The sequence below is a fragment of the Microbacterium sp. PM5 genome (genome assembly GCF_003293595.1).
Taxonomy (GTDB): domain Bacteria; phylum Actinomycetota; class Actinomycetes; order Actinomycetales; family Microbacteriaceae; genus Microbacterium.
Window position 1 is genome coordinate 18,493 of the sequence record NZ_CP022162.1, and the last position, 24,033, is coordinate 42,525.

The 24,033-nt window shown below is 69.4% G+C and carries 23 protein-coding genes; 18 read left to right on the forward strand and 5 right to left on the reverse strand.

Annotated elements, in window-relative coordinates; genetic code table 11:
* Positions 1-189: 189 nt before the first annotated feature.
* Genes CEP17_RS00105 through CEP17_RS00130 form a run of 6 tightly spaced genes read left to right on the forward strand, consistent with a single transcriptional unit; the run spans position 190 to position 6,154 of the window.
* Positions 190-1,476: an ABC transporter substrate-binding protein gene (locus tag CEP17_RS00105; RefSeq protein WP_112930802.1), complete on the forward strand. Its 1,287-nt coding sequence runs from the start codon at positions 190-192 to the stop codon at positions 1,474-1,476.
* Positions 1,476-2,396, forward strand: coding sequence for a sugar ABC transporter permease (locus tag CEP17_RS00110; protein ID WP_239498548.1), 921 nt, complete (start codon positions 1,476-1,478; stop codon positions 2,394-2,396). The genes CEP17_RS00105 and CEP17_RS00110 overlap by 1 nt, the downstream gene beginning before the upstream one ends.
* The gene (locus CEP17_RS00115) at positions 2,377-3,255 is read left to right on the forward strand and encodes a carbohydrate ABC transporter permease (RefSeq protein ID WP_051039415.1); all 879 of its coding nucleotides are present in this window, start codon (positions 2,377-2,379) and stop codon (positions 3,253-3,255) included. Before CEP17_RS00110 ends, CEP17_RS00115 begins: the two co-directional genes overlap by 20 nt.
* Positions 3,236-3,922, forward strand: a complete 687-nt coding sequence (locus CEP17_RS00120; RefSeq protein ID WP_239498549.1) for a putative N-acetylmannosamine-6-phosphate 2-epimerase — start codon at positions 3,236-3,238, stop codon at positions 3,920-3,922. The genes CEP17_RS00115 and CEP17_RS00120 overlap by 20 nt, the downstream gene beginning before the upstream one ends.
* Positions 3,919-4,854 carry an ROK family protein gene (locus CEP17_RS00125; RefSeq protein ID WP_112930804.1) on the forward strand — a complete coding sequence of 312 codons (936 nt, stop codon included), beginning with the start codon at positions 3,919-3,921 and terminating at the stop codon, positions 4,852-4,854. Before CEP17_RS00120 ends, CEP17_RS00125 begins: the two co-directional genes overlap by 4 nt.
* A 4-nt stretch (positions 4,855-4,858) precedes the next feature.
* Positions 4,859-6,154: a chloride channel protein gene (locus tag CEP17_RS00130; protein ID WP_112930805.1), complete on the forward strand. Its 1,296-nt coding sequence runs from the start codon at positions 4,859-4,861 to the stop codon at positions 6,152-6,154.
* Between the two features lie 3 nt (positions 6,155-6,157).
* Here CEP17_RS00130 and CEP17_RS00135 read toward each other — a convergent pair whose 3' ends face one another.
* From CEP17_RS00135 to aceA, 4 genes are all read right to left on the reverse strand, one after another.
* Positions 6,158-6,733: a TetR/AcrR family transcriptional regulator gene (locus tag CEP17_RS00135; RefSeq protein WP_036318283.1), complete on the reverse strand. Its 576-nt coding sequence runs from the start codon at positions 6,731-6,733 to the stop codon at positions 6,158-6,160.
* Positions 6,726-7,568: an alpha/beta hydrolase gene (locus CEP17_RS00140; protein WP_239498550.1), complete on the reverse strand. Its 843-nt coding sequence runs from the start codon at positions 7,566-7,568 to the stop codon at positions 6,726-6,728. The genes CEP17_RS00135 and CEP17_RS00140 overlap by 8 nt, the downstream gene beginning before the upstream one ends.
* A 108-nt stretch (positions 7,569-7,676) precedes the next feature.
* Positions 7,677-9,302, reverse strand: a complete 1,626-nt coding sequence (aceB, locus tag CEP17_RS00145; protein WP_112930806.1) for a malate synthase A — start codon at positions 9,300-9,302, stop codon at positions 7,677-7,679.
* A 127-nt stretch (positions 9,303-9,429) separates the two neighbouring features.
* Positions 9,430-10,746: an isocitrate lyase gene (aceA, locus tag CEP17_RS00150; RefSeq protein ID WP_036318282.1), complete on the reverse strand. Its 1,317-nt coding sequence runs from the start codon at positions 10,744-10,746 to the stop codon at positions 9,430-9,432.
* A 138-nt stretch (positions 10,747-10,884) separates the two neighbouring features.
* Here aceA and CEP17_RS00155 point away from each other — a divergent pair, with 138 nt between their 5' ends.
* A complete protein-coding gene (locus CEP17_RS00155; RefSeq protein WP_112930807.1) occupies positions 10,885-12,366 on the forward strand; it encodes a helix-turn-helix transcriptional regulator in 1,482 nt (493 codons plus the stop codon).
* Positions 12,367-12,474: 108 nt separating this feature from the next.
* Here CEP17_RS00155 and CEP17_RS00160 read toward each other — a convergent pair whose 3' ends face one another.
* Positions 12,475-13,170, reverse strand: a complete 696-nt coding sequence (locus CEP17_RS00160) for an amino acid deaminase (RefSeq protein WP_239498551.1) — start codon at positions 13,168-13,170, stop codon at positions 12,475-12,477.
* A 75-nt stretch (positions 13,171-13,245) separates the two neighbouring features.
* Between CEP17_RS00160 and CEP17_RS00165 the strand changes: the two genes are divergently transcribed.
* The 11 genes from CEP17_RS00165 to CEP17_RS00215 all read left to right on the forward strand — a co-directional run bounded on the left by CEP17_RS00165 (position 13,246) and on the right by CEP17_RS00215 (position 24,026).
* Entirely contained in the window at positions 13,246-13,899 is a 654-nt protein-coding gene (locus CEP17_RS00165) for an HAD family hydrolase (RefSeq protein WP_112930809.1), read from the forward strand.
* 37 nt (positions 13,900-13,936) lie between these two features.
* Complete coding sequence (phnD, locus tag CEP17_RS00170; protein WP_112932819.1) at positions 13,937-14,917, forward strand: phosphate/phosphite/phosphonate ABC transporter substrate-binding protein; 981 nt, start codon at positions 13,937-13,939, stop codon at positions 14,915-14,917.
* Complete coding sequence (phnC, locus tag CEP17_RS00175) at positions 14,914-15,732, forward strand: phosphonate ABC transporter ATP-binding protein (protein WP_036316281.1); 819 nt, start codon at positions 14,914-14,916, stop codon at positions 15,730-15,732. The genes phnD and phnC overlap by 4 nt, the downstream gene beginning before the upstream one ends.
* The gene (gene phnE, locus CEP17_RS00180) at positions 15,729-16,541 is read left to right on the forward strand and encodes a phosphonate ABC transporter, permease protein PhnE (protein WP_112930810.1); all 813 of its coding nucleotides are present in this window, start codon (positions 15,729-15,731) and stop codon (positions 16,539-16,541) included. The genes phnC and phnE (CEP17_RS00180) overlap by 4 nt, the downstream gene beginning before the upstream one ends.
* On the forward strand, positions 16,538-17,338 hold the full coding sequence (phnE, locus tag CEP17_RS00185) for a phosphonate ABC transporter, permease protein PhnE (protein ID WP_112930811.1): 801 nt from the start codon (positions 16,538-16,540) through the stop codon (positions 17,336-17,338). Before phnE (CEP17_RS00180) ends, phnE (CEP17_RS00185) begins: the two co-directional genes overlap by 4 nt.
* On the forward strand, positions 17,328-18,185 hold the full coding sequence (locus CEP17_RS00190) for a MurR/RpiR family transcriptional regulator (protein WP_112930812.1): 858 nt from the start codon (positions 17,328-17,330) through the stop codon (positions 18,183-18,185). The genes phnE (CEP17_RS00185) and CEP17_RS00190 overlap by 11 nt, the downstream gene beginning before the upstream one ends.
* 233 nt (positions 18,186-18,418) lie before the next feature.
* Entirely contained in the window at positions 18,419-20,035 is a 1,617-nt protein-coding gene (locus tag CEP17_RS00195) for a glucoamylase family protein (RefSeq protein ID WP_112930813.1), read from the forward strand.
* Positions 20,036-20,065: 30 nt separating this feature from the next.
* Positions 20,066-20,701 (forward strand): TetR/AcrR family transcriptional regulator, encoded by a 636-nt coding sequence (locus CEP17_RS00200; protein WP_112930814.1) that lies wholly within the window; start codon positions 20,066-20,068, stop codon positions 20,699-20,701.
* A gap of 224 nt (positions 20,702-20,925) precedes the next feature.
* On the forward strand, positions 20,926-22,188 hold the full coding sequence (locus CEP17_RS00205; RefSeq protein ID WP_112930815.1) for a sugar ABC transporter substrate-binding protein: 1,263 nt from the start codon (positions 20,926-20,928) through the stop codon (positions 22,186-22,188).
* A 5-nt stretch (positions 22,189-22,193) separates the two neighbouring features.
* Positions 22,194-23,147: a sugar ABC transporter permease gene (locus CEP17_RS00210; RefSeq protein WP_112930816.1), complete on the forward strand. Its 954-nt coding sequence runs from the start codon at positions 22,194-22,196 to the stop codon at positions 23,145-23,147.
* Positions 23,148-23,159: 12 nt separating this feature from the next.
* A complete protein-coding gene (locus CEP17_RS00215; RefSeq protein WP_112930817.1) occupies positions 23,160-24,026 on the forward strand; it encodes a carbohydrate ABC transporter permease in 867 nt (288 codons plus the stop codon).
* Positions 24,027-24,033: the final 7 nt, after the last annotated feature.

Below are 24,033 nucleotides of genomic sequence, written 5' to 3' on the forward strand. Positions count from 1 at the left end.
GCGGATCCTCGGCAGGGGGACTTCCGCTGCCGTGTGCGAATTGGATCTAACCATTACACAGAATCAGACCGTGTGTCGAGGCGCTAGAAACATGACTTTTGCGGAATCTCTTGACACGCTCCGAAAAAATGGAGTACACCAATTCCTACCGAGCTCATCACCCGAACCCACGCACCTCGAAGGAACACCATGGAACTGACCACCACGGGACGGCGGGTCCTCACCCGCGCCGTCGCGCTCTCGGGCGTCCTCGCGGCGTCCGTCGCTCTGGGGGGCTGCGCGGCTGCCGCTCCCTCCGGCCCGACCACGATCACCTTCTCCTACCTGTGGGGCGGCGAGGAGGCGAAGGCGCTGGAGAAGATCATCGCCGACTTCAACGCCAGCCAGTCCGACATCAAGGTCGTCGGTGTCTCGAGCCCCGACGCGCAGAAGCAGCTCACCTCGATGTCCTCCAGCAACGGCAGCTTCGACATCTCCGACAACTTCGGCAACACCGTGGGCTCGTGGGCCTCCAAGGGGATCCTCGCGCCCCTGGACGACTACCTCGCGGCCGAGAAGGTCGACACGTCCGCGTTCGCACCGGCATCCATGGAGCAGATGACCTTCGACGGCAAGATCTACGCGCTCCCCATCGCCGTGCACACCCAGCAGCTCATGTACAACAAGGATCTCCTCGACAAGGCGGGCGTGAAGCCCCCGACGACGATGGACGAACTCGCGGATGCCGTGAAGAAGCTGACCGTCGTCGACGGCAGCGGGGCGATCACGCAGATCGGGCTCGGCAACCCTTCGGCATCCACTCTGTTCACGACCCTCGGCTACGCCTTCGGCGGCACCTGGGACGGCGCCGACGGCAAGACCCCCACCCCCGACGACCCCCAGAACGTGGCAGCGCTCGACTGGTACACGAAGACGCTGACCGACACGTTCGGTGCCGACAAGATCGCGACCTTCGCGTCGGGTCTCGGTCAGTACATGTCCGCGCAGGACCCCTTCTGCACGGGCAAGCAGGCGATGGTTGTCGACGGCGAATGGCAGGCGGTCAACATCCCCAAGGTCGCTCCGAACCTCAACTGGGGCGTGATCGACATCCCGGCGGCCACCCCCGCGCTCGCCGGTACGACGCAGGTGACGACGAGCACGCTGTTCATCCCGAGCAACTCGAAGCACAAGGCCGAGGCGGCGAAGTTCCTCGCGTACATGGTGCAGGACAAGCCGATGGTCGACTTCACGCTCGCGCTCGGCAACCTGCCCTCCAAGACGGCGCTGCTGGACGATCCCGCCTACGCCGAGATCCCCCACTTCGACTCCTGGCTGAAGGCGCTCGCGAGCCCCAACGCGAAGTCGCTCGCGAGCCAGCCCTACAGCGCTCAGTACTCCACCGACCTGGCGACCGCCTTCGACGACATCGTCCGCGGCGTCACCAGCCCTGACAAGGCGCTGGCGTCCGTCGCCGGCAAGGTCTCCTCGTACTGATGGCACCGACCGCCCCCCGCGGCGCGCGACGCCAGACCCTTCTGGGTCTGGCGTTCGCGTCGCCGTTCCTCATCGGCGCCGCTGTGTTCATCGTGTGGCCGGTGCTGGCCTCGGCGGTGTACAGCTTCACCGACTTCAACCTCTTCCAGCCGCCCTCGTGGGTCGGGCTGGACAACTACGCCCAGATGATGCGGGACGACACCTTCTGGAAGGCGTTGGCCAACACGCTGTTCCTCACGGTCCTCGGCGTGCCGCTCACGATCCTCATCTCCATCGCCGGTGCCCACCTGCTGAACCTTCCGGTGCGCGGTCAACCGCTGTACCGCGCCCTGGTCTATCTGCCCACGATCGTGCCGATCGTGGTCGGCGGGTACCTGTGGCGATGGCTGCTGAACACCCAGTACGGGTTCGTCAACTACTTCCTCGGCCTGCTGCACCTGCCGCAGCCGGAGTGGCTCGAACAGCCCCAGTGGGGCAAGCCGGCGATCGTGTTGATGTGTCTGTGGACGATCGGCGGCACCATGATCATCTACCTCGCCGCGATCAAGGACGTCCCTGCCGAGCTCTACGAGGCCGCCGAACTCGACGGCGCCGGCTGGTTCGCCCGGTTCCGCTACATCACATGGCCGACCATCTCGCCGGTCACGCTCTTCCAGGTCATCGTGACCGTGATCGCCTACCTCCAGATCTTCACGCAGCCGTATCTGCTCACCCAGACGCGGCTCAACGAGGCAAGCGGCGGACCCGGCCAATCGATGATCAGCTACGCGATGTACCTGTACCAGAACGCCTTCGTCTTCTTGAAGATGGGCTACGCATCGGCCATGGCCTGGGTGCTGTTCCTGCTCACTCTCGCGATCACGCTCGTGCTGCTGTGGTCCTCGAAGAAATGGGTCCACTATGGCTCTGACCGCGACTGACCCGCGGCCGATCGGCGGCGCCCGTCCGCGCGCGGCGCGGCGCCGCGCCGCGCGCACCACCGCCCGCTACCTCGCGGTCTGGCTGCTCGCGCTGGCGTTCGTCTTCCCGTTCCTGTCGATGCTGAGCACTGCGTTCAAGCTGCCCGACGACATCTTCAGCGCACCCCCGTCGCTGTGGCCCACCGAATGGACGCTGCAGAACTTCGTCGCGGTGTTCGACGAGATCCCGTTCTGGCAGTACCTGCTGAACACGGTCGTCATCGCGGGTCTGTCCGTGCTGGGCATGCTCATCGCCTCGCCGCTCGTGGCCTACTCGCTGTCGAAGATCGGGTGGCGCGGTCAGCGGCCCCTGCTCGTGATCGTCATGGCGACGATGATGCTGCCGCCGCAGGTCACGATGATCCCGCTGTTCTTGATGTGGAACGGCCTCGGGGCGACCAACAGCATCATCCCGCTGGTCGCGCCGGCCTTCTTCGGCACGCCGTTTCTCATCTTCATGCTGCGGCAGTTCCTGACCTCCGTGCCCAACGAGCTGCTGCAGGCTGCCCGGATCGACGGGGCCTCCGAGCTGCGGATCTACTGGTCGATCGTTCTCCCGCAGGCACGCCCGGCCCTCATCACCGCCGCGATCTTCCAGTTCGTGTGGGCATGGACCGACTTCCTTAATCCGCTCATCTATCTCAATGATGCGAGCAAGTACACACTGTCCATCGGTCTGTACTCGTTCTTCGGGGAGCGGAACCTGGAGTGGGGCCCGTTGATGGCGGCATCCGTTCTGTTCACCCTTCCTGCGCTGGTGCTTTTCGTCGTCTTCCAGCGCTACTTCGTAGGAGGTGTCGGTGCCGGTGCGCTCAAGTGAAGACGCCGTCGTCGCGGTCGCCGGACGCCTGATCGTCTCGTGTCAGGCATCGAACGGATCCCCGCTGCGTCATACGCCGACGATCGCGCGGCTGGCTGCCAGTGCGCTGCGCGGGGGCGCTGCCGCGCTGCGCGTCAACGGCGTGCACGACATCGCTGCTGTGCGAGAGTCGACGCACGTCCCGATCATCGGGCTCGACAAGCGGATGGGGGTGCGCCGGAACGTGATCACGCAGACCGATGAGCAGGTCGTCGCGCTCGTGGATGCCGGAGCCGACATCGTCGCAGTGGATGCCACCCTCGAAGTCGTCGCGGACGTCGCGGCGCGCGTGCGCAGTGCGATCACGCACGCGGGCGTCGCGGTGATGGCGGACGTGTCGACGTTCGACGAGGGGATGGCCGCGTGGGATGCCGGGGCCACCTTCGTCGGCACGACGCTGTCGGGCTACACCCCCTACTCGCCACAGCACAGCGGGCCCGACCTCGACCTCGTCGCGAGACTCGCGGCGCGCGGCGTTCGCGTGCTCGCGGAGGGCCGCTTCCAGGCGCCCACCGACGTGGCGGCGGCCTTCGAGGCCGGCGCCCACGCCGTCGTCGTGGGGGGAGCGATCACCGACCCCATCGCCATCACGCGCCGCTTCGTCGCTGTGACCCCGGGCGCGCGATGAGCGTCCGGGAGCAGAGCACCGCACCGGCCGTCGTCGCCGTCGACATCGGCGGCACCAAGACGGCGGCGGCCCTCGTGGACGCGTCCGGGCAGATCAGTCACCGCATCCAGCGGCCCACTCCGGCAGCGCAGGGCGCCGCAGCCATCCTTGATGCGGCGGCAGCGCTCGTGCGCGAGGTGGTCGGTGCCGCCGGTCCGGTGGCGGCGGTCGGCGTCGGCAGTGCAGGGGCCTTCGATGAGGACGGCGCCGTCACGCACGCCACGGATCATCTCGCCGGCTGGCGCGGCACCCCGGTGGCCGCAGGACTCGTGGCGCGACTTGGCATCCCGGTCGTCGTCGTCAACGACGTCCACGCAGCCGCGCTCGGGGAGCTCGCCCTCGATTCCGACCGCGACCGCTTCCTCTTCGTCGCCGTGGGGACGGGCATCGGAGGAGCCGTCGTGTCGGAGGGTGCGCTCCTGCGCGGCGCATCCGGGATGGCCGGATCGATCGGGCATCTGCGCGCAGCCACGATGCGCGGGCGTGTGTGCTCGTGCGGCGGACGAGACCACATCGAGGCCTTCGCGAGCGGACCGGGCATCGAGCGCTCGTTCGCGGAGCGTACGGGCACCGCGGTGCCTCTGCGGGAGGTCGCGCGACGCGCGCGGGAGGGCGACACGGTGGCCGCTCAGGTGATCGCGGCGGCCGCCGACGAGCTGGGCGCGTCGCTCGCTCCGGTGATCGCCACCGTCGACCCGGGAACGGTGCTGCTCGGCGGCGGCGTCTCCGAACTGGGAGCGGCGCTTGTCGAGCCCCTCACCGAGGGGCTGCGAGCTGAACTTCGTGCCCCTTTCGCCGAGGTGCGGATCGAGGTCGCCCGCGCGGGCACCGATGCCGCGCTGCGGGGAGCCGCTTGGCTCGCACGGAACGACTCTCGGCGTGCGCTAACGTGACGACGTGACAGGAGACGACCGCGCCCGCCCGCCTCGCCGCCTCTCCGGTCTCTGGGGGCTGGTGCGCCTGGGTCTCGCCACGCTCTGCGTCGGGATCGCGACGGGGTTGGCGGTGCTGCTGCTCGTCTGGATCGTCCACTCGGTGGAACACCTGGTGTGGGGAAGCGCCGAGGGGCCGTTCCTCGACGGGCTCGCTCTGCCGTCGCCGTGGTGGGTGCCGATCGTCAGTCTGAGCGCAGCGGGAGTGATCGCGGCCGTCGGCTGGTATGTGCTGCGGCGTTTCGGTCGGCGCATTTCGAGTGTGGAAGAAGGCGTCGCCGGAAAGCGGATGCCGGCGCTGGAGACCCTTGCCGACACGGTGATCCAGGTGACGTCCGTCGGCCTCGGAGCCTCGATCGGCAAGGAGGTCGCGCCGCGGGAGTTGTCGGCGATGGCGGGATCGAAGCTCGTCGGCTGGTTCCGCATCGACGCGCGCTGGTCGATGATCCTCGTCGCCTCCGCCGCCGGCGCGGGCCTGGCCGCCGTCTACAACGTGCCGCTGGCCGGTGCGCTGTTCGCGATCGAGATCCTCCTTGCGCGCTTCAGTGCGGGCGCCGCCGTGGTGGCCCTCTCCGTGAGCGCGATCGCCACGGTCGTCGCGCGTCCGCTGGTCGCCGACGACTCGCTGTACCACGTCGCCCCCGTCGCCGTCACGCCGTCGCTCCTCGTCGCCGCGGTGCTGGTCGGACCGCTCATGGGGTGGGGAGCGACGAGCTTCTCCGCCGTCACCGCCCGCTTGTCGCGGCGCAGGCCCACCGGGTGGAAGCTGCTGATCGTCCTTCCCCTCACGTTCGCCGCGGTCGGCGTGCTCGGCGCGTTCTTCCCGCTCATCCTGGGCAATGGCCGCGCCCTCGCGACCGCCGGCTTCGAGCTCGCTCAGCCCGCCTACCTTCTGCTGGCACTCGCCGTCATGAAGTACGTTGCCACCTCGGTCTCGCTCGGATCCGGTGCGATCGGGGGCACGCTGCAGCCGTCGGTGGCGATCGGTGCGGCGTTGGGCGCGGCCGCCGCGACGGGCTGGGCGTTCATCTGGCCCGGTGCCGACGGTACGGCGTTGGCCATCGTGGCCGCGGGTGCGTTCCTCGCCGCCAACATGCGCGCCCCCTTCACCGCGATCGCCCTGATCATCGAGTTCACGGGGACGGGCTTCACCCTGCTGCTGCCGATCTTCCTGGCGGTCGCCGGCTCGCTCGCGGCATCCCGCCTGACGACGGGTGGCGGTCTGCGCCGCTTCGCGCCGATCGATCCCGGACGCGAGTAAGGGTCAGGCCGGCCAGGTCGAGAGCATGCGATCGAGACCGGCGATCATCCGGGCGAAGCTCTCCGAGACGCTGACCGGAAGGGCGAAGCCGCCGCCGTTCTCGAGCGCGCAGAACCCGTGCAGTGCGGCACGCAGTGTGCGGGTCGCGTCGACCAGCTGATCGTCGGCGATGTCATAGCCGCGCAGCGTCGCCGAGACGACCTGCTGCACCTGCGCGGCGGCGAGGGCATGCGCCTCCTCGCGCGCCTCACCGGGCAGCGGTGCGCGCTGGGTGGCCGCGTATCGTCCCGGATGCCGCAGTGCGTACCCCCGATAGGCGTGCGCAAGACTCTCCAGCGCCGCCGTCCGGGACACGCCGATGGCGGCGACCCGCAGTTCCTGGGCGAGCTCACGCGTCGCCTCGGTGGCCACAGCGGAACGCAGCACCTCGAGCGAGGCGATGTGCTTGTAGAGGCTCGGCACCTTCACGCCGGCGCGGCCGGCGATCTCGGCGAGGGTGAGGCCGTCGAGCCCGAGCTCGTCGATCGTCTCCAGTGCCAGCGCCACCACGGCGTCGCGCGTGAGGCCGGCCCTAGGCACCGGTCACCTCGCGACAGAACGCGACCAGGGCGGGGCTGACCTGCTCGGGCTGCTCGGCCTGCGGGTAGTGGCCGGCGCCCTCCACGAGCGTCACGCGCGCGTGCAGCTGCTCGCCGATCCACTCCGCTTCTCCCCTCGGATCGCTGAAGTCGGGGTCGGCGGTGCCCATGATGACCAGCGCCGGTGCCGACACCTCGGGGATCCGCTTCTCGGCGAGGCTGTGGTCGGTGCGGGTCGTGCGCGCGAACGCGGCGGTGGCGCCCGGGCGCGACATCGCCGCGCGGATCGCCGCGCGGTGCTCGGCGAAGTCGGCGGGCCGCCGGCCGGGGTAGAGCTGGGGCAGGTAGGCGAGCCAGGCGGCGCGAGCCCACGGCCGGAGCATCAGCAGGCGGAACGTCGCCGCGGCGAACGGGTTGGTCGGGGCGTTGCGGACGAACGGGCCGAGCAGTCCCAGGCCGCTGACGGCTGCGGGATTCTCGGCGGCCGCCCAGACGGCTGCTCCGGCGGCCATCGAGTTGCCGACGACGACGGCCGGACCGCCGAGGTGGGCGATGAGCGCGAGGATGTCGGTGCCGGCCGCGACGTCGTCGTACGCCGAGAACGTGGCGTCCGACTCGCCGTGGCCGCGCAGGTCCATCACGGCGACGCGGAAGCCGGCCTCGCGCAGGGCGGGAACGGTGTGGCGGTAGCTTGCGGCGATCTCGCCCATGCCGGGCACGCACACGATGAGCGGCCCGTCGCCGGTCACGCGATACGCGATGCGACCTTCGGGCCGGTCGAGGTGATGGACATCGAGCCGTGCGAAAGCGGCTGCGGGAGCGGTTGAGGTCGTCATAGCCATAAAGCTAATAGCATTAGCCAAATCTGTCAAGATCGCTCGGGCACGGCACGACAGTGGGGGTGGACGCCGCGGCATCCACCCCCACTGTCGGCGTCGGACTCGTCAGTCGTCCAGGTAGTCGGCGTAGGCGCCGAGCGTCAGGAAGGTCGGGAAGTCCTCACCGAGGGCGACATCGCGGAAGACCGCCGCCGCGTCGTCGTAGCGGTCGCCCTCTCGCCGCTCCACCTCGCTCAGCACCTGCGCGATGAGACCCTCGATGTACTCGCGCGTGATGCGGGTGCCGTCGTCGGTCGAGCGGTCCTGGTGGATCCACTGCCACACCTGGCTGCGGCTGATCTCGGCGGTCGCGGCATCCTCCATGAGGTTGTCGATGGCAACGGCGCCGAGGCCCCGCAGCCATGCCTCGATGTAGCGGATCGCCACCGACACGTTGCCGTACACGCCTGCCGCCGTGACCGGCAGCCCGATGTGCACGTCGATCAGCTGTGCCGCCTGCACGTTCACCTCGGGCCGCTGGCGGTCGATCTGGTTGGGGCGCTCGCCGAGCACGGCGTCGAACTCCGCCTGCGCGACGGGGATCAGGTCGGGGTGGGCCACCCACGTCCCGTCGAAGCCGTCGCCGGCCTCGCGCTTCTTGTCGGCGGTGACCTTCTCGAACGCCTGGGCCGTCACCTCCGGGTCGCGTCGGTTGGGGATGAAGGCGCTCATGCCGCCGATCGCGAAGGCGCCGCGCTTGTGGCACGTCTTCACGAGCAGTTCCGTGTACGCCCGCATGAACGGCACGGTCATCGTGACCTGGCTGCGGTCGGGCAGCACGAACCGTGCGCCCCGGCCGCGGTAGTTCTTGATCATCGAGAAGATGTAGTCCCAGCGGCCGGCGTTCAGGCCCGCGATGTGATCGCGCAGCTCGAACAGGATCTCCTCCATCTCGAAGGCCGCCGGCAGCGTCTCGATGAGCACGGTGGCACGGATGGTGCCGTGCGGGATGCCGAGGTACTCCTCGCTGAACGTGAAGACGTCGTCCCAGAGCTTCGCCTCCTCCGCCGACTCGATCTTCGGCAGGTAGAAGTACGGGCCGACGCCGTTGTCGATCAGACGCTGGGCGTTGTGGAAGAAGTACAGTCCGTAGTCCACCAGCGAGCCCGATGCGGCCAGGTCGCGACCGGCGCGATCGGTGTAGCGGATGTGCTTCTCGACCAGGTGCCAGCCGCGCGGGCGCATCACGATGGTGGGAGTCCGCTCGGCGGTGACGCGGTACTCCTTGCCCTCGGGGCTCGTGTACGACAGCTGTCCGCGGATCGCGTCGAACAGCGAGAGCTGACCCTCGATGACGTTCCGCCAGGTGGGGCTCGTGGCGTCCTCCTGGTCGGCCAGCCAGACCTTCGCGCCCGAGTTGAGCGCGTTGATCGTCATCTTCGGGTCGGTCGGACCGGTGATCTCGACACGCCGATCCTCCAGGCCCGGGCCGGCTCCTGCGACCTGCCACTCGGCGTCGTCGCGGATGTGGGCCGTGTCGGAGCGGAACTGCGGGTCGTGCCCGTTGCCGATCTCGAAGCGGCGCCTCATCCGGTCGGCGAGGCGGTCGTGGCGGCGCCCGGCGAAGCGGACGTGGAGTTCGGCGAGGAACGCGATGGCCGCGGGGGTGAGGATCTCCTCGTAGCGGTCGCGGATCGGTCCCGTGATGGTGATGGTCGATGCGGGCGCGGTGCCCGTGGCGGTGGGAGTCATGGCCCTGCTCTTTCTGTGTCGTGTGCGATGGGTGCGGCGTTTCGACTCGGCCCTGCGGGCCTCGCTCAACGACCGGGAGCGCGTGTTCCGGTCGTTGAGCGAGCGCAGCGAGTCGAGACGGGGTGCGTCAGTGGAACTGCTCGGCCTCAGTGGATCCCACCAGAGCCAGGGTCGCGCTGTCGGGGTTGAGCGCCGTGGAAACGAAATCGAAGTAGCCGGTGCCCGCCTCGCGCTGGTGCTTGGTGGCGGTGTAGCCGCGCGATTCCGCGGCGAACTCGGCTTCCTGCAGCTCGACGTACGCGCTCATGGCGCGCTCGGCGTAGCCGGAGGCGAGGTCGAACATCGAGTAGTTGAGGGCGTGGAAGCCGGCCAGCGTGATGAACTGGAACTTGTAGCCGAGGTCTGCGAGCTCCTGCTGGAAGGTCGCGATCTGCTCGTCGCTGAGGTGACGCTTCCAGTTGAAGCTCGGCGAGCAGTTGTAGGCGAGCATCTTGCCGGGGAACTGCTCGTGGATCGCGCTCGCGAACGCCCGGGCGAGTTCGATGTCGGGCTCTCCGGTCTCGACCCACAGCAGGTCGGCGTACGGCGCGAACGCCAGGCCGCGGCTGATGACCGCCTCCAAGCCGGGGCGCACCCGGTAGAAGCCCTCGCTCGTGCGCTCGCCGGTCGTGAACTCCTGGTCGCGGGGGTCGACGTCGCTGGTGAGCAGGTCGGCCGCCAGCGCATCGGTGCGGGCGATGATGACGGTCGGCACGCCGGCGACGTCGGCGGCGAGCCGAGCCGCGTTCAGGGTGCGGATGTGCTGCTGCGTGGGCACCAGCACCTTTCCGCCGAGGTGGCCGCACTTCTTCTCGCTGGCGAGCTGGTCCTCCCAGTGGATGCCCGCGGCACCGGACTGGATCAGCGACTGCGCGAGCTCGTACGCGTTGAGGGGGCCGCCGAAGCCGGCTTCGGCATCCGCGACGATGGGGGCCAGCCAGTCCTGCGTGAGCGTGCCTTCGGCGTGCTCGATCTGGTCTTGGCGGATCAGGGCGTTGTTGATGCGGCGGACGACGGCGGGGACCGAGTTGGCCGGGTACAGGCTCTGGTCGGGGTAGGTCTGGCCGGCGAGGTTGCCGTCGGCGGCGACCTGCCACCCCGAGAGGTAGATGGCCTTCAAGCCTGCGCGCACCTGCTGCACGGCCTGGCCGCCGGTGTATGCGCCGAGCGCGCGGATGTAGTCCTCGGTGTGCAGCAGGTTCCACAGGTTCTCGGCGCCGCGGCGGGCGAGGGTGTTCTCCTCGCGCACCGACCCGCGCAGGCGCACGACGTCCTCTGCCGTGTAGGTGCGCTGTACGCCGTCCCACCGCGGGTCGGTGTCCCAGATCTCCTGCAGCTCAGCGGCGGTCTGCGTCTGGTCGCCGGCGCGCAGTGGCGGCTGACCGGGGGTGGCCTGGATCGTCATGGTGCTCTCCTTCATCGGATGCCGGGGCGATGCCGGCGGTGGCTCGTGTCTCCACTGTGGGTGAACTTCGAGGCCGGAAGTAACCAAAACCGGTGTGAAGTTTGAAGGAAGTTCACGTTCTGTGACACAATCCCGGACATGACGAACATCGATGTTCCGTTGACGGCGACGACCACAGAGCCCGAGGACGAGGCCGATGCGCTCACGATCGGCCGGCGCATCCGTCAGCTGCGCGCCGCGCGCGGGATGACCCTCGACGAGCTCGCGGCAGCTGTCGAGCGGGCACCGAGTCAGCTGTCGATGATCGAGACGGGAAAGCGCGAACCCAAGCTCACTCTCCTGCGCGCCATCGCCAAAGCGCTCGGTGCCACGGTCGATCAGCTCCTCGAGGCCGAGCCTCTCGACGAGCGAGCCACGCTCGAGATCGCACTGGAGCGCGCCATGAAGGGGCAGACCTTCCGGGCGCTCGGAATCGAGCCGTTCCGCATCGGCAAATCGATCCCCGACGACGCCCTTCGTGCCCTGCTGGCGCTGCAGGGGGAGATCGAAAGGCTCGGTGACGAGCGCTCCGCCACCCCCGAGGAGGCGCGTCGCGCGAACGTCGAGCTGCGCCACCTGATGCGGCGCCAGGACAACTATTTCGCCGAGCTCGAGGAGCACGCGCGCGCCATCCTGCGCGCCGTCGACCACCCGGGTGGCCCGCTCACGCAGCGCACCGCGTCGGACATCGCCGCCCATCTGGGCTTCTCCCTGCACTACGTCGCCGACCTGCCGGCCTCGACCCGATCGGTCGCCGACATCAAGCACGGGCGGCTGTATCTGTCGAGCACGGTGCCCGCGAAGGGCGACTCGCGCACCGCCGTGCTCCAGGCGCTCGCCAGTCGCATCCTCGGGCACGCCGAGCCGCGCTCGTACGCCGAGTTCCTGCGTCAGCGGGTGGAGACGAACTACCTGACCGGGGCTCTCCTGATCCCCGAAGACCACGCGGTGCCGGTCTTGCTGGACGCCAAGTCGCGGCGCGCGCTGTCGATCGAAGATCTCCGCGACGCCTACTCGGTGTCGTACGAGACCGCGGCGCATCGCTTCACCAATCTGGCGACGCGGCATCTCGGCATCCCGGTGCACTTCTTGAAGGTGCACGAGTCGGGCACCATCACGAAGGCCTACGAGAACGACGATGTCAACTTCCCGGCCGACCGGCTGGGCTCGATCGAGGGGCAGTTGTGCTGCCGGCGCTGGACGAGCCGCGCCGTCTTCGACATCCCCGACAAGTTCAACCCGTACTACCAGTACACCGACACCGGCAACGGCACGTTCTGGTGCACGGCCCGGGTGGAGACCTCCAGCGAGGGGGCCCATTCGGTGTCGGTGGGCGTGCGCTTCGACGACACGAAGTGGTTCGTGGGGCGCGAGACGACCAACCGCGGCGTCTCCCGCCACGCGGTCGAGGTGTGCTGCCGTCGTGCTCCCGCCGAACTGGAGTCGCAGTGGCGCGATCAGGCGTGGCCGAACGTGCGAACCCCTCGGACGCTGCTCGCGACGCTGCCGACCGGCGCGTTCCCCGGCGTCGACACGACCGACCTGTACGAGTTCCTCGAGGCGCACGCCCCCCGCGACTGAGGCGGGCGCGGGTCACGCTCCGGGAGGAGATTTCACGCCGGGAGGATGCCGCTGCGGCATCCGTCCTCCCGGGGTGAAATCTCCTCCGGTGGTGTGGGCGCGGACCGCTCAGGCGACGGCGTTCCAGCGCAGGCGCGGGGCGGCGGCATCCACTTCGTCGAGGATGGCCGTGGGCGAGGAGACGGGAAAGGTCGTGATGAGGCGCCGCGTGCCGCCGCTGACCAGCGCATAGACCAGTGCAGAGGCGACGGCGCGATCGCCGGATGCCGGGGAGCGCCCGATCGCGATGAGCGCCTCGGTGTCGCCCAGCTGCTGGCGGCGCACGGGGGCGTACGACAGCAGTGCGGCGGCTGCAGCGGCGACCCGCGCCAGCAGGGTCTCGCCCGTGGGCAGCGCCCAGGGGAGAAAGGCGTCGGCGGCCAGCCCGTAGGCGCGGGCGAGGTCGCCGTCCAGCCAGCGCTCACGTTTGAGGCCGTAGGGGGTTGGTGTCGTCGACAGCAGGTAGCCGTAGACGTGCAGCAGGCCGGCGTTGCCGACGGGGAAGCGGGCGTCGATGCCGGCGCGCTCGTGGAGCGCCCCGAAGACCGACGCCGCGACCACGGATGTGCCCGTGTTCTCGTCGATGACCGTGGACAGCCCCCATGCGTCGAATCGGCGCGCGGCGGCGTCGGCGTCGATCGAGGTGCCGAGCCACGGGAGGAGGTCGAAGGCGGCCGCGGGATCGCCCGTGGCGAGCGCGGCCGCGGCGTCGAGTCGCGAGAGCTCCCCGCCACTTTTTACCGGATGTTCATCTGTCGTGGTCATTACGTCCACACATGTCCTTCACTATGGACAAAGCGTCCAGCTTCACGGACGCGTTCGTCACCCGCAGGGAGATCCGTGCCTCGTCCCATTCTCATCTTCGACTTCGACGGTACCGTCGCCCTCGGCGACGGGCCGGTGCGCGCGTACGCCCGCGCCGTCGCCACCGAGGCCGGACTGTCGCCGTCGTTCGTCGATGAGATCGCCACCGGCCTCGCCGACGGCGACGACGCCATCGACGCCTACGACCTCGTGCGGGTGCGCGCCGTCGCGGCCGGAGCCGCCCCCGAGCACCTCGCGCGCGGCTACGCCGCCAGCCGCGCACAGCTCGCGTCCGACGACGCTCCCGTTCTCGCTCCCGAGGGCCTCGCCACCTTCCTCGCGACCGTCGACGCGGAGCGCATCCTGGTCACCAACGCGCCCGGCGTGCGCATTCCGGAGGCGCTGACGGCGCTCGCGCTGGAAGGGCTTTTCGACCGCGTCGTCGTCGACGCGGGCAAGCCCGACGGGCTCGCCGCGCTGCTGGACGAGCTGGATGCGGATGCCGAGGTGCTCGCCGTCGGCGACATCTGGCGCAACGACCTGGCTCCGGCCCACGCCCGCGGCCACGCGACGGCGCTGGTCGGCGGCTATCCCGACCCCGACGCCGCCCCGGACTTCCGCGCCGACACGCTTCCCGAACTCCTGCCCGCCCTCACCGAATGGGTTCGCGCCCGCGCGCGTGCCCGCTGACCACTCCTCGATCCACCCCGACACCGAAGGACACCTCATGCGCATCACCCGCCTCCGACTCGCCGCGGTCGCCGCGACGGCGCTCGCCGCCACCGTCGCGCTCGCCGGCTGCTCCGGCACCTCCGACGCCTCCGGCTCCGCCGCGCCGGCCGCCGATCCGAGCTCGCTCGTTCTCGCCCTCGTGCCCTCGCAGGACCAGGGCGGCCTCGTCGACACGGCCAAGCCCCTGACCGACATGCTGAGCTCGGAACTCGGCATCCCCGTCACGGGCGTCGTGTCGAAGGACTATCAGGCCGCCGTGGAGGCGATGGGTGCCGACCAGGCGCAGATCGGCTTCCTCCCGTCGCTGCAGCTCTGGCAGGCCAGCGACCGGTACGGTGCGAAGGTCGTGCTGCAGACCGAGCGTAACGGCGCGATCACCTACCCGGCCCAGTTCATGACGAACAACCCGAGCAAGTACTGCTCCGACACCCCCGTCGACAAGGACGGGATGCTGTACTGCAACGGCACCGACAAGCTGGCGACGCCGAGCGGCCTGGACGCGATCACCAAGATCGCCGGTGCGAAGGTCGCCGTGCTCGGCCCCGGCTCGCCGGCCGGCTACATCTATCCGATGCTCGCCCTCAAGGAGAAGGGCATCGATATCGACAACGGGTTCCAGAAGATCCCGGTCACCGCCAACGACGCCTCCGTCATGGCCGTCTACAAGGGCGACGCCGAGGTCGGCTTCAGCTTCTGGGACGCGCGCACTCTCGTGAAGAAGGACACCCCCGACGTGGGCCAGAAGGTCGTCGTCTTCGCCCTCAGCGACCCGATCCCCAACGACGGCGTCGCCGTCTCGTCGAAGCTCACGCCGGCCCTCCAGGACAAGATCACGCAGGCGCTGGAGTCCTACTCCAACACCGACGAGGGCTCGAAGGTGCTCAAGAGCATCTACTCCATCACCAAGCTCGCGCCCGCCAACCCCGCTTCCCTCGACGTCGTGGCGCGTGCCGCGCAGCAGCTGGGACTGCAGTGACGGATCGCATCCTGACCCAGGGCATCGCGGCTGCGGCCGCGGTGCCCTGGGGCATCCGTCTGGACGGGGTCACCGTCCGCTACCCCAACGGCACCGTGGGCCTGCGCGGTGTGGATCTCGAGATCGCGCCGGGCGAGATGGTCTGCATCGTCGGCCTCTCCGGGTCGGGAAAGTCGACGCTGATCCGCACGATCAACGGCCTCGTGCCCGTGACGGAGGGCACCGTGACCGTCGGCGGCCAGCGCGTCGACAACGCACGGGGCACGCGCCTTCGCCACCTCCGCGGGCAGATCGGCATGGTGTTCCAGGGGTTCAACCTCGCCGGTCGGACGACCGTGCTGAACAACGTGCTCGTGGGGCGTCTCACCCACACGCCGTACTGGCGCACCCTGGCGGGCGCCTACCGTGACGCCGACAAGCAGATCGCCTTCGAGGCGCTCGATCGCGTCGGCATCCTGTCGAAGGTGTGGGATCGGGCCTCGGCCCTGTCGGGCGGTCAGCAGCAGCGCGTCGCGATCGCGCGCGCCCTTGCGCAGCAGCCGCGGATCGTCCTCGCCGATGAGCCGGTCGCGAGCCTCGACCCGCCCACCGCGCACGGCGTCATGGGCGATCTGCGGCGGATCAACGCCGACCTCGGCATCACGGTGCTGGTCAACATCCACCTGCTCGATCTCGCGCGGCAGTACGGCGCGCGCATCATCGGCATGCGCGCCGGGGAGGTCGTCTTCGACGGGCCGGCCGCGAGCGCGACGGATGCCGACTTCGAGAACATCTACGGACGGTCGCTGACCGGCGACGATCGGCTCGATCGATGAGCGTCGCGCCCGCGGCATCCGCGCTGGTGGTGCCCGAGCGGCCTCGACGCCGCGCCGGAACGTGGATCGCGGTGGCGGTCATCGTCGTGATCACGGTGGTCACGTGCCTTCCGGGCATCGGCGTGGGCTTGGATGTCGCGCCGATCGTCGCGAACTGGCGAAACGGTGCCACGAAGATCGTCGAACTACTCACGCCCGACTGGTCGTTCTTTCCGCGCACCGTCGCGCCGATGCTCGAGACGCTGCAGATGGCGGTGCTGGGAACCGTCGTGGGGGCCGCGATCTCGCTGCCGCTGTCGTTCTGGGCGGCACGGCCCACCAATCCGCACCCCGCCTTCCGCGGTGCGGTGCGGACCCTGCTGAATGTGATCCGCGCGGTTCCCGAGCTCGTCTACGCGGCAGTGCTCGTCGCGATGGTCGGCGTCGGTGCGCTTCCCGGCATCCTCGCCCTCGCGATCTTCAACATCGGCATCATCGTCAAGCTCGTCTCCGAGTCGATCGACGCGCAGGATGCCGGTGCCATCGAAGCCGGTCGGGCCGCCGGTGGCACGCAGGCGCAGATCAACCGCGCGATCGCCCTCCCCGATGCGTGGCCGGCATTCGTGTCGCAGACCCTGTACGTGTTCGAGCTGAACGTGCGCGCCTCGACGGTGCTGGGGCTCGTCGGCGCCGGAGGGATCGGGCTGCTCATCGACGCGGTCCGCACGTTCTACCGCTACGACCAGCTCTCCCTCATCATCCTCGAAGTGCTCGTCGTGGTCGTCGTGATCGACCTGATGAGCGACGCCATCAGACGGAGGCTCGTGTGAGCGCCCTCGCCGTTCCCGTCCGCCGTCGTTCGCCGTGGCGGGCCGTGTCGGCCGTCGTCGTCACCGCCGTCGTGGTCGCCGCCTTCTGGTCGGTGCAGATCTCGTGGGGCCGTCTCGCCGACCTTCCCGCCGACATCGGTCGCTACCTCTGGCTCATGTTCTCGGCGCCGGAGTGGTCGAAGCTGCCCGAGGCGCTCTGGCAGACCTGGCGGAGCATCGAGATGGCGTGGGTGGGGACCGTGCTCGGCATCCTGCTGGCGACCCCGCTCAGTCTCGTGGCCGCCCGCGGCTTCGGGCCGCTGTGGCTGCGCGGCGCGCTGCGACTCGTGTTCTCGGTCATCCGCGCCGTGCCCGAGCTGATCATCGCGATCATCATCCTCTCGGTCACCGGGCTGACGCCGCTGACCGGTGCGCTCGCCCTCGCCGTCAACGGCATCGGCACGCTCGGCAAATGGGGCTACGAAGCGGTGGAAGCCGTACCTCCCGGGCCCATCGAGGCGGCGCGCGCCGCGGGCGGCTCGACGGCGCAGGTGCTGCGCTGGGGCGTGTGGCCGCAGGCGCAGCCGGTGTTCCTGTCGTTCTGGCTCTACCGGTTCGAGATCAACGTGCGCTCGTCTGCCGTTCTCGGTCTCATCGGGGTCGGCGGCATCGGCGATATGCTGACGTCCTACACCCAGTACCGGGAGTGGTCCACCGTGGGGATGCTGCTCATCGTGGTGATCGTCGTCACGATGGCGATCGACGCGGCGAGTGGAGCGCTCCGCCGGCGAATCATGGAGGGTCCGCGTGCCCGTTGACGCGCCGACGACGGTGCGCATCGCCGCGATGCGCAACGGCCTGCAGCCCACCGAACGGCGGGTCGCCGACCTCATCGTGGCCGAGCCCGACGCGGTCGTGGAGCTCACCGCGCAGCAGCTCGCCGACCGCGCCGGCGTCGCTCGCTCATCGGTCGTGCGGGCGTGTCAGTCGCTGGGCTATCGCGGCTACCCGCAGTTGCGCGTCGCCTTGGCGGCCGAACTCGGCGCCCAGCCGCCCCGCGACGCCGACCACGGCGACGGTCCGCTCGGCGAGCTGCGCGCCGCCCTCGCCCGCACCGCGCAGTCGTTGACCACGGCGGTGAGCCTGATGAGCGCCGACGACGTCTCGTCTGCCGTCGCCGACGTCGCCGGCGCCTCACGCCTGCTGGTCGTCGCCAACGGCCTGTCGGCTCCCGTCGCGAGCGATCTGGCGATGCGCCTGACCGCGGTCGGTCGTCCCGCCGAGGTGATCGCGGATGCCATCGCGCAGCAGATCGCGGCGCGTCAGCTGTCGACCGCGGACGTGTGCATCGTAGTGAGCGGCTCGGGAGCGAATGCCGCGAGCGTGCGGGCGGCCGAGGCGGCCCGCAGCGCCGGTGCGCGCGTGCTGGCCCTGACCTCCTTCGCGTCCAGCCCGTTGGCCGACCGTGCCGACCGCTCGCTCGTGATCACCCCGACCGGCGTCAGCTTCCGCGAGGAGCTGGCCCACACCTCGCGGGTCGCACACGCCGCGTTCGTAGAGGCGTTCGTGGATGCCGTCGCGGGCGTGCTGGGGGAGAGGGCCCGCGTCGTGCGGGCGCACGTGCTCGGCATCCTGTCGGACAACCTCGACGACGGCACCGCCTGACCGCGCCCGCCGATCTCGCGCCCGCGCCCGTGTCGCCGCGTCGCCGCGTCCGCGAGACACCGACGGCGCACCGAGACTGCCGTTGTGCACCCGTGTTTCGGTGCGTCAGCGGTGTCTCGCGGGCAGGGAGAGATGGGTGGGCGGGGGGCGGGGTTGTACATAAACCGTACATGTGTAAGGTTTTATGGGCGGCTCCGATGACGCGGAGCGCTTTCGACGAGGAGAGCACGCCCATGAAGAGAACTCTCGCGGCCACCGCCGCGATCGCCGCATTCACGTTCGGTGCACTGGCGGGAGGTGCGCCCGCGTCCGCGGCGCCCCCCGACGGCGCCGGAGCGCAGAGCAGCGCTGCGGATGGAGCCGGGCGTCCCGGCCATCCCAGCGGGAAGGACGCCCGCGAGCTCCTGCGCTACGCCACCGACACCTGGACGTCGATGGCCGCGATGGCCCACCCCGAGACGGGCCTCGTCGACGACAACATTGGCGGTGACCTCGACGCGGCATCCGCGTCGGGCTACACGTCACCGACCAACATCGGCGGCTATCTGTGGTCCACCGTCACGGCTCGGGATCTCGGGATCATCGGCGCCGACGAGGCGCGTCAACGGCTCAGTGCGACGATCACCACGCTCGAGCACATGGAGCGAAACCCCGGCAGCGGGATGTTCTACAACTGGTACGCGCCGGCAACGGGGGCCAAGCTCACGGTCTTTCCGACCTCGGGCGACACGATCCATCCGTTCCTCTCGACGGTCGACAACGGCTGGCTCGCGACGGCCCTGCGGATCGTGCGCGAGGCGGAGCCGTCACTGCACGACCGTGCCGATGCGCTCTACCGCTCGATGGACTTCTCCGCTTTCTTCGATCCGGCCGGGGCCGCGGGGCTTCCGGCGGGAACCAACCGCGGGGGATTCTGGGAGGCGCCTCCCGGCGACGGCTGCGCGGTGGAAGCGCCCATGTACAACGGCAGCGGCGAGACGGTCTCGTACACGTGTCATCACTACGACACGACCGTCAGCGAGAGCCGCATCGCGACGTACCTGGGGATCTCGGACGGCACCATCCCCGCGACGGGCCTCTACGGCACGCATCGCACGATGCCCGCCGGTTGCGACTGGGCCTGGCAGGAGCAGCTGCCCACCGGCACGACCCGCCAGTACGACGGGGTGGACGTGTACGAAGGGGTGTATTCCTACGACGGCATGTCCTTCGTTCCCAGTTGGGGCGGCAGCATGTTCGAGTCGCTCATGCCCGACCTGTTCATCCCGGAGGCGCAGTGGGGTCCTCGCTCGTGGGGTCTGAACCATCCCATCACCGTGGAAGTGCAGAAGGAGCACGGCCTGAAGGATGCGAAGTACGGCTACTGGGGCTTCTCGCCCGCCAGCGATCCCTTCGGGGGTTACTCCGAGTACGGCGTCGATCTGGCCGGAATGCGCAGCGACGGCTACACCTCCGACCGGGAGAAGACCGACGTCGACATCGACCGACCCGGCTGCCACACGGGCACGAACCCCTCGCCGACCTTCGGCGACGGCGTCGTCACGCCGCACGCGTCCTTCCTCGCGCTGCCGTACGACCACAAGGGCGTCATGGACAATCTCCGCAAGATCGAGCGGAAGCTCGGCGCCTACGGGCCCGGTGGCTTCTACGATGCGGTCGCCGTCAAGAGCGACACCATCGCGAAGCGGTATCTCTCGCTCGATCAGTCGATGATCATGGCCGCGATCGGCAACGAGCTGACCGGTGATGCGCTCAAGGGCTACGTCGTCGACGACGCGATGGAACGGAACCTCCGGCCGGCGATCGCGCAGCAGGTGTTCGGCTCGTCGTGGGGGCGTCCGCATCACTGAGCCGTAGCGTGGATGCCGGGGAGGATTCTCGTGGCATCAGACACCGGTGACCGGGTAGCTCCCTCGCGTGCGCGGGGGAGCTACCCGAAGGGGCAGGCGCGGCGCCAGCAGATCGTCGACGAGGCGGTGCTCGTGTTCGGCCGCTCGGGCTCGGCGAGCGGGTCGCTGCGCGAGGTCGCCAAGCGGGTCGGACTGACCCCCGCGGGCCTCCTGCACCACTTCGCCTCGAAGGAGGAGCTGTTCGCCGAGGTCCTGCGCCAGCGCGACGAGCGGGTGCGCGCCGCGGCGGGGGAGCCCGCCGCGCACGGCCTCATCGACCAGGCGGCGAAGGTCGTCGCCTACAACCAGACGACGCGTGGCCTCACCTCCCTCTACTCGACCGTGGTGGCGGAAGCGGCCGACCCCGACCATCCGCTCCACGACGATTTCGCGAGGCGATATCGCGAGCGCGCCGCGGACACGGCGGCGCTCCTGCGCGCAGGCCAGCGCTCCGGCGAGATCGCGCCCGACATCGATCCCGACGCGGCGGCCCGCCTCATCAGCGCCGTGATGGACGGCATCCAGCAGCAGTGGCTGCTCGATGACACCGTCGACATGACGGCCCTGTTCGACGAGTTCGTGCGGGGTTACCTACGGGGACCTCGCCCCGCGGCATCCCCCCGCTGACCCCGCCCGTCCGCCGGCCGACCCCGCCGAGCGTACGCCCCTCGAGATACCGTCCCTGCACCGAGACTGCCGCTGTGCACCGGTGTTTCGGTGCGCAGGCGGTGTCTCGCGGGCGGGCGGACTCGCGCGCGGTCGGGAGGCGGGGGCCACGTCTTGACGGAGGTTATGCGCATAAGTAAAGTAGCCGTCGACACTGATGCGGGTGTCCCGTTCGAGGAGGAACCATGAAACACGTCCGACTGGGAGCCGTCGCGCTCGTCGCCATCGGCGCACTCGCGCTCGCGGGCTGCGGCCGCGGAGGCGAGACCGCCAGCGCCCCCGACGCCGCCACGACGATCGGCAGCGAGCCGGCCACGGGCACGATCACGATGTGGGCGATGGGTGCGGAGGGTGAGGCGCTGCCCGATTTCGTCAAGGCGTTCGAAGACGCCAACCCCGGCGTCACCGTCGAGGTCACGGCGATTCCGTGGGATGCCGCCTACAGCAAGATCCAGACGGCCATCGCCGGTGGCACCACGCCTGACATCGCGATGATGGGCTCGACCTGGATGGCCGACTTCGCTGACGCGTTCCAGACCGTGCCGACCGACCTCGACACGTCGGGATCCTTCCCGGGCGCCGTCGCGTCGACGAAGGTGGGCGATCGGATGACCGGCGCCCCCTGGTACGTGGACACCCGCGTGCTCTACTACCGCACGGACCTCGCCGCGAAGGCCGGCTGGACGAAGGCCCCCACCACGTGGGACGAGCTCAGCCAGATGGCCGCCGACATGCAGTCCAAGGCCGGCGCCGAGTACGGCATCCGCCTGCCGGGCGGCAACGACTCGTTCCAGGGCACGCTGTGGATGCCGTGGTCCAACGGTGCTTCGCTCGTCGACGGCGACAAGTGGACCGTCGACACCCCGCAGATGGTCGAGGCCTACGAGTACTACCAGAGCTTCTTCCAGAAGGGCATCGCCAACCCGGCGGCCGACCGCTCCTCGGGTGCTCAGGAGGCTGACTTCGTCGCCGGCAAGACCCCGATGCTCATCGACGGACCGTTCATGATCGGTTCGCTCGAGAAGGTCGGCGGTGCGGACTTCGCGAGTAAGTTCACCACCGCGGTGCTGCCCACGAAGGAGTCGTCGACGTCGTTCAGCGGCGGCGCGAACCTCACGGTGTTCAAGAACTCGAAGAACGCGCACTCCGCGTGGAAGCTCGCCCAGTGGCTCACCGACCCGACCACGCAGGCGCAGTGGTACGAGAAGACCGGTGACCTGCCTGCCGTCCAGGCGGCGTGGAAGGAGCAGGCGCTCGCCTCGCAGCCGACGCTCGCCGCCTTCGGCACCCAGCTGGAGACCGCGAAGTCGGTTCCCGCCACCACCACCTGGGTTCAGGTTGCCGCCGCCGGTGATGCGGTGCTCGAGAAGGTGCGTTTGGGCACCCAGAGCCCTGCAGACGCCATGAAGGAGCTGCAGAGCAAGGCCGACGCCCTCGGAATGGGCTGATCGAGATGACGCAGGCATCACTGGCCGCGACCGGGACGGCCGTCGCCGTCACCGGTCGCGGCCGTGGTCGCCGGCCCGGGTCCGCCCGCCGCCGGCGTCAGGGGTGGATCGCGTGGGGATTCGCGCTCCCGTTCGTCATCGTGTTCGCGGTGTTCATGATCGTGCCGATCGTGGGCTCGTTCGCGATGTCCTTCACCGACTTCCGGGCGCAGGACATCCGCTCCCCGTTCTCGGTGGACGTCGTCGGCCTCGACCAGTACGTCAAGGTGCTGACCGATCCCACCTTCCTGAAGTCCATGGGCGTCACGGCGACCTTCGTCGTCGTCGGCATCCCGGTGACGATGGCGGTCGCCCTGGCGCTCGCGCTGGCGCTGAACTCCGGGGGCGGGCGCATCGTGTCGTTCCTGCGGGTCGGGTTCTACGCCCCGGTGGTGACCAGCATCGTCGCCGTCGCGGTGGTCTGGCGCTACATCCTGCAGCCCGACGGGCTGCTCAACAGCGCGCTCGCGCTCATCGGCATCCAGGGGCCCGACTGGCTCAACGACACCACCTGGGCTCTTCCGTCGCTGATCGCGATGGCCGTGTGGCGCAATGTGGGAACGCTGATGGTGATCTTCCTCGCGGGGCTTCAGGCGATTCCGACCGACGTGAAGGAGGCCGCCATGATGGACGGCGCCTCGGCCTGGCGGCGGCTGACCTCGGTCACGCTGCCCATGCTGCGCCCGACGCTCCTGCTCGGTGCTGTGCTCATCTCGGTGGGCTTCCTGCAGTTCTTCGAGGAGGCGTTCGTCATGACGCAGGGGGGACCGCTGGATTCGACCCTGTCGGTCGCCTATTACACGTTCAAGCAGTTCGGCTTCGGGCAGTACGGCGTGGCCTCGGCCGCCAGTTACATCCTGTTCCTCGCCATCGCACTGCTGAGCCTGCTGCAGTTCCGACTGCTGCGGGCGAAGGACTGAGAGGACCTCGTCATGACCGTATCCGTCACTGCGCGCCCTCGGCGCTCGGGGCGCCACCGTCGGGCCCTCACCGGACGTGCCGTCACCTACACCGTCCTGATCGTCGGGCTCGTCGTCTGGATGCTGCCGTTCGCCTGGATGCTGCTGGGATCCGTCAAGACCCAGGCCGAGATCCTGCAGCGCCCGCCGACCTGGTGGCCGCGCGAGTTCACGTGGGACAACTTCGCCCAGTGGTTCGGGCCGCTGGACATCGGCCGGTTCTTCACCAACAGCATCGTGGTGGCGCTGTTGACGGTGCTCGGCAACCTCGTCTTCTGCTCGATGGTCGGCTATGCGCTCGCGAAGATGGACTTCCCGGGTAAGAAGGCGCTGTTCGCCGTCGTGCTGGTGACCCTCATGGTGCCCGGCGTCGTCACCTTCGTGCCGCTGTTCGTCATGGTGTCTTCGCTCGGACTGACCAGCAGCTACGCGGCGCTGATCCTGCCGTTCATCACGACCCCGCTCGGGGTCTTCCTGATGCGACAGTTCATGCTCGGCATCCCCGACGAGCTCATCGAGGCCGCACGCATCGACGGGGCCGGAGAGCTGCGCATCTTCGCCCGGGTGGTCATGCCGTTGTGCGGACCGCCGCTGGCGACCCTCGGCATCCTGACGTTCCTGGCCTCGTGGAACAACTTCCTCTGGCCGCTCGTCGCCGCCCAGACCGAGAACATGTACACGCTGCCGGTGGCCTTGTCGCTGTATTCGACGGGCCAGAACGCGACCGACTACGGCCTGCTGCTGGCGGGATCGGTGCTCGTGATCGCGCCCATTCTGCTGCTGTTCGTCTTCCTGCAGCGCTACTTCATCCAGGGCGTCGCCACGACCGGGCTCAAGTGAGCCCTCG

What these genes read in the sequence shown, in the direction of transcription:
- CEP17_RS00160 (WP_239498551.1), bottom strand. Translation starts at nt 13,170, where the DNA reads ATGACCACGACAGATGAACATCCGGTAAAAAGTGGCGGGGAGCTCTCG.
- CEP17_RS00125 (WP_112930804.1), top strand. Translation starts at nt 3,919, where the DNA reads ATGAGCGTCCGGGAGCAGAGCACCGCACCGGCCGTCGTCGCCGTCGAC.
- CEP17_RS00195 (WP_112930813.1), top strand. Translation starts at nt 18,419, where the DNA reads ATGAAGAGAACTCTCGCGGCCACCGCCGCGATCGCCGCATTCACGTTC.
- CEP17_RS00205 (WP_112930815.1), top strand. Translation starts at nt 20,926, where the DNA reads ATGAAACACGTCCGACTGGGAGCCGTCGCGCTCGTCGCCATCGGCGCA.
- aceB (WP_112930806.1), bottom strand. Translation starts at nt 9,302, where the DNA reads ATGACTCCCACCGCCACGGGCACCGCGCCCGCATCGACCATCACCATC.
- CEP17_RS00155 (WP_112930807.1), top strand. Translation starts at nt 10,885, where the DNA reads ATGACGAACATCGATGTTCCGTTGACGGCGACGACCACAGAGCCCGAG.
- aceA (WP_036318282.1), bottom strand. Translation starts at nt 10,746, where the DNA reads ATGACGATCCAGGCCACCCCCGGTCAGCCGCCACTGCGCGCCGGCGAC.
- CEP17_RS00215 (WP_112930817.1), top strand. Translation starts at nt 23,160, where the DNA reads ATGACCGTATCCGTCACTGCGCGCCCTCGGCGCTCGGGGCGCCACCGT.
- CEP17_RS00110 (WP_239498548.1), top strand. Translation starts at nt 1,476, where the DNA reads ATGGCACCGACCGCCCCCCGCGGCGCGCGACGCCAGACCCTTCTGGGT.
- CEP17_RS00105 (WP_112930802.1), top strand. Translation starts at nt 190, where the DNA reads ATGGAACTGACCACCACGGGACGGCGGGTCCTCACCCGCGCCGTCGCG.
- CEP17_RS00210 (WP_112930816.1), top strand. Translation starts at nt 22,194, where the DNA reads ATGACGCAGGCATCACTGGCCGCGACCGGGACGGCCGTCGCCGTCACC.
- phnD (WP_112932819.1), top strand. Translation starts at nt 13,937, where the DNA reads ATGCGCATCACCCGCCTCCGACTCGCCGCGGTCGCCGCGACGGCGCTC.
- phnE (WP_112930810.1), top strand. Translation starts at nt 15,729, where the DNA reads ATGAGCGTCGCGCCCGCGGCATCCGCGCTGGTGGTGCCCGAGCGGCCT.
- CEP17_RS00115 (WP_051039415.1), top strand. Translation starts at nt 2,377, where the DNA reads ATGGCTCTGACCGCGACTGACCCGCGGCCGATCGGCGGCGCCCGTCCG.
- CEP17_RS00140 (WP_239498550.1), bottom strand. Translation starts at nt 7,568, where the DNA reads ATGACGACCTCAACCGCTCCCGCAGCCGCTTTCGCACGGCTCGATGTC.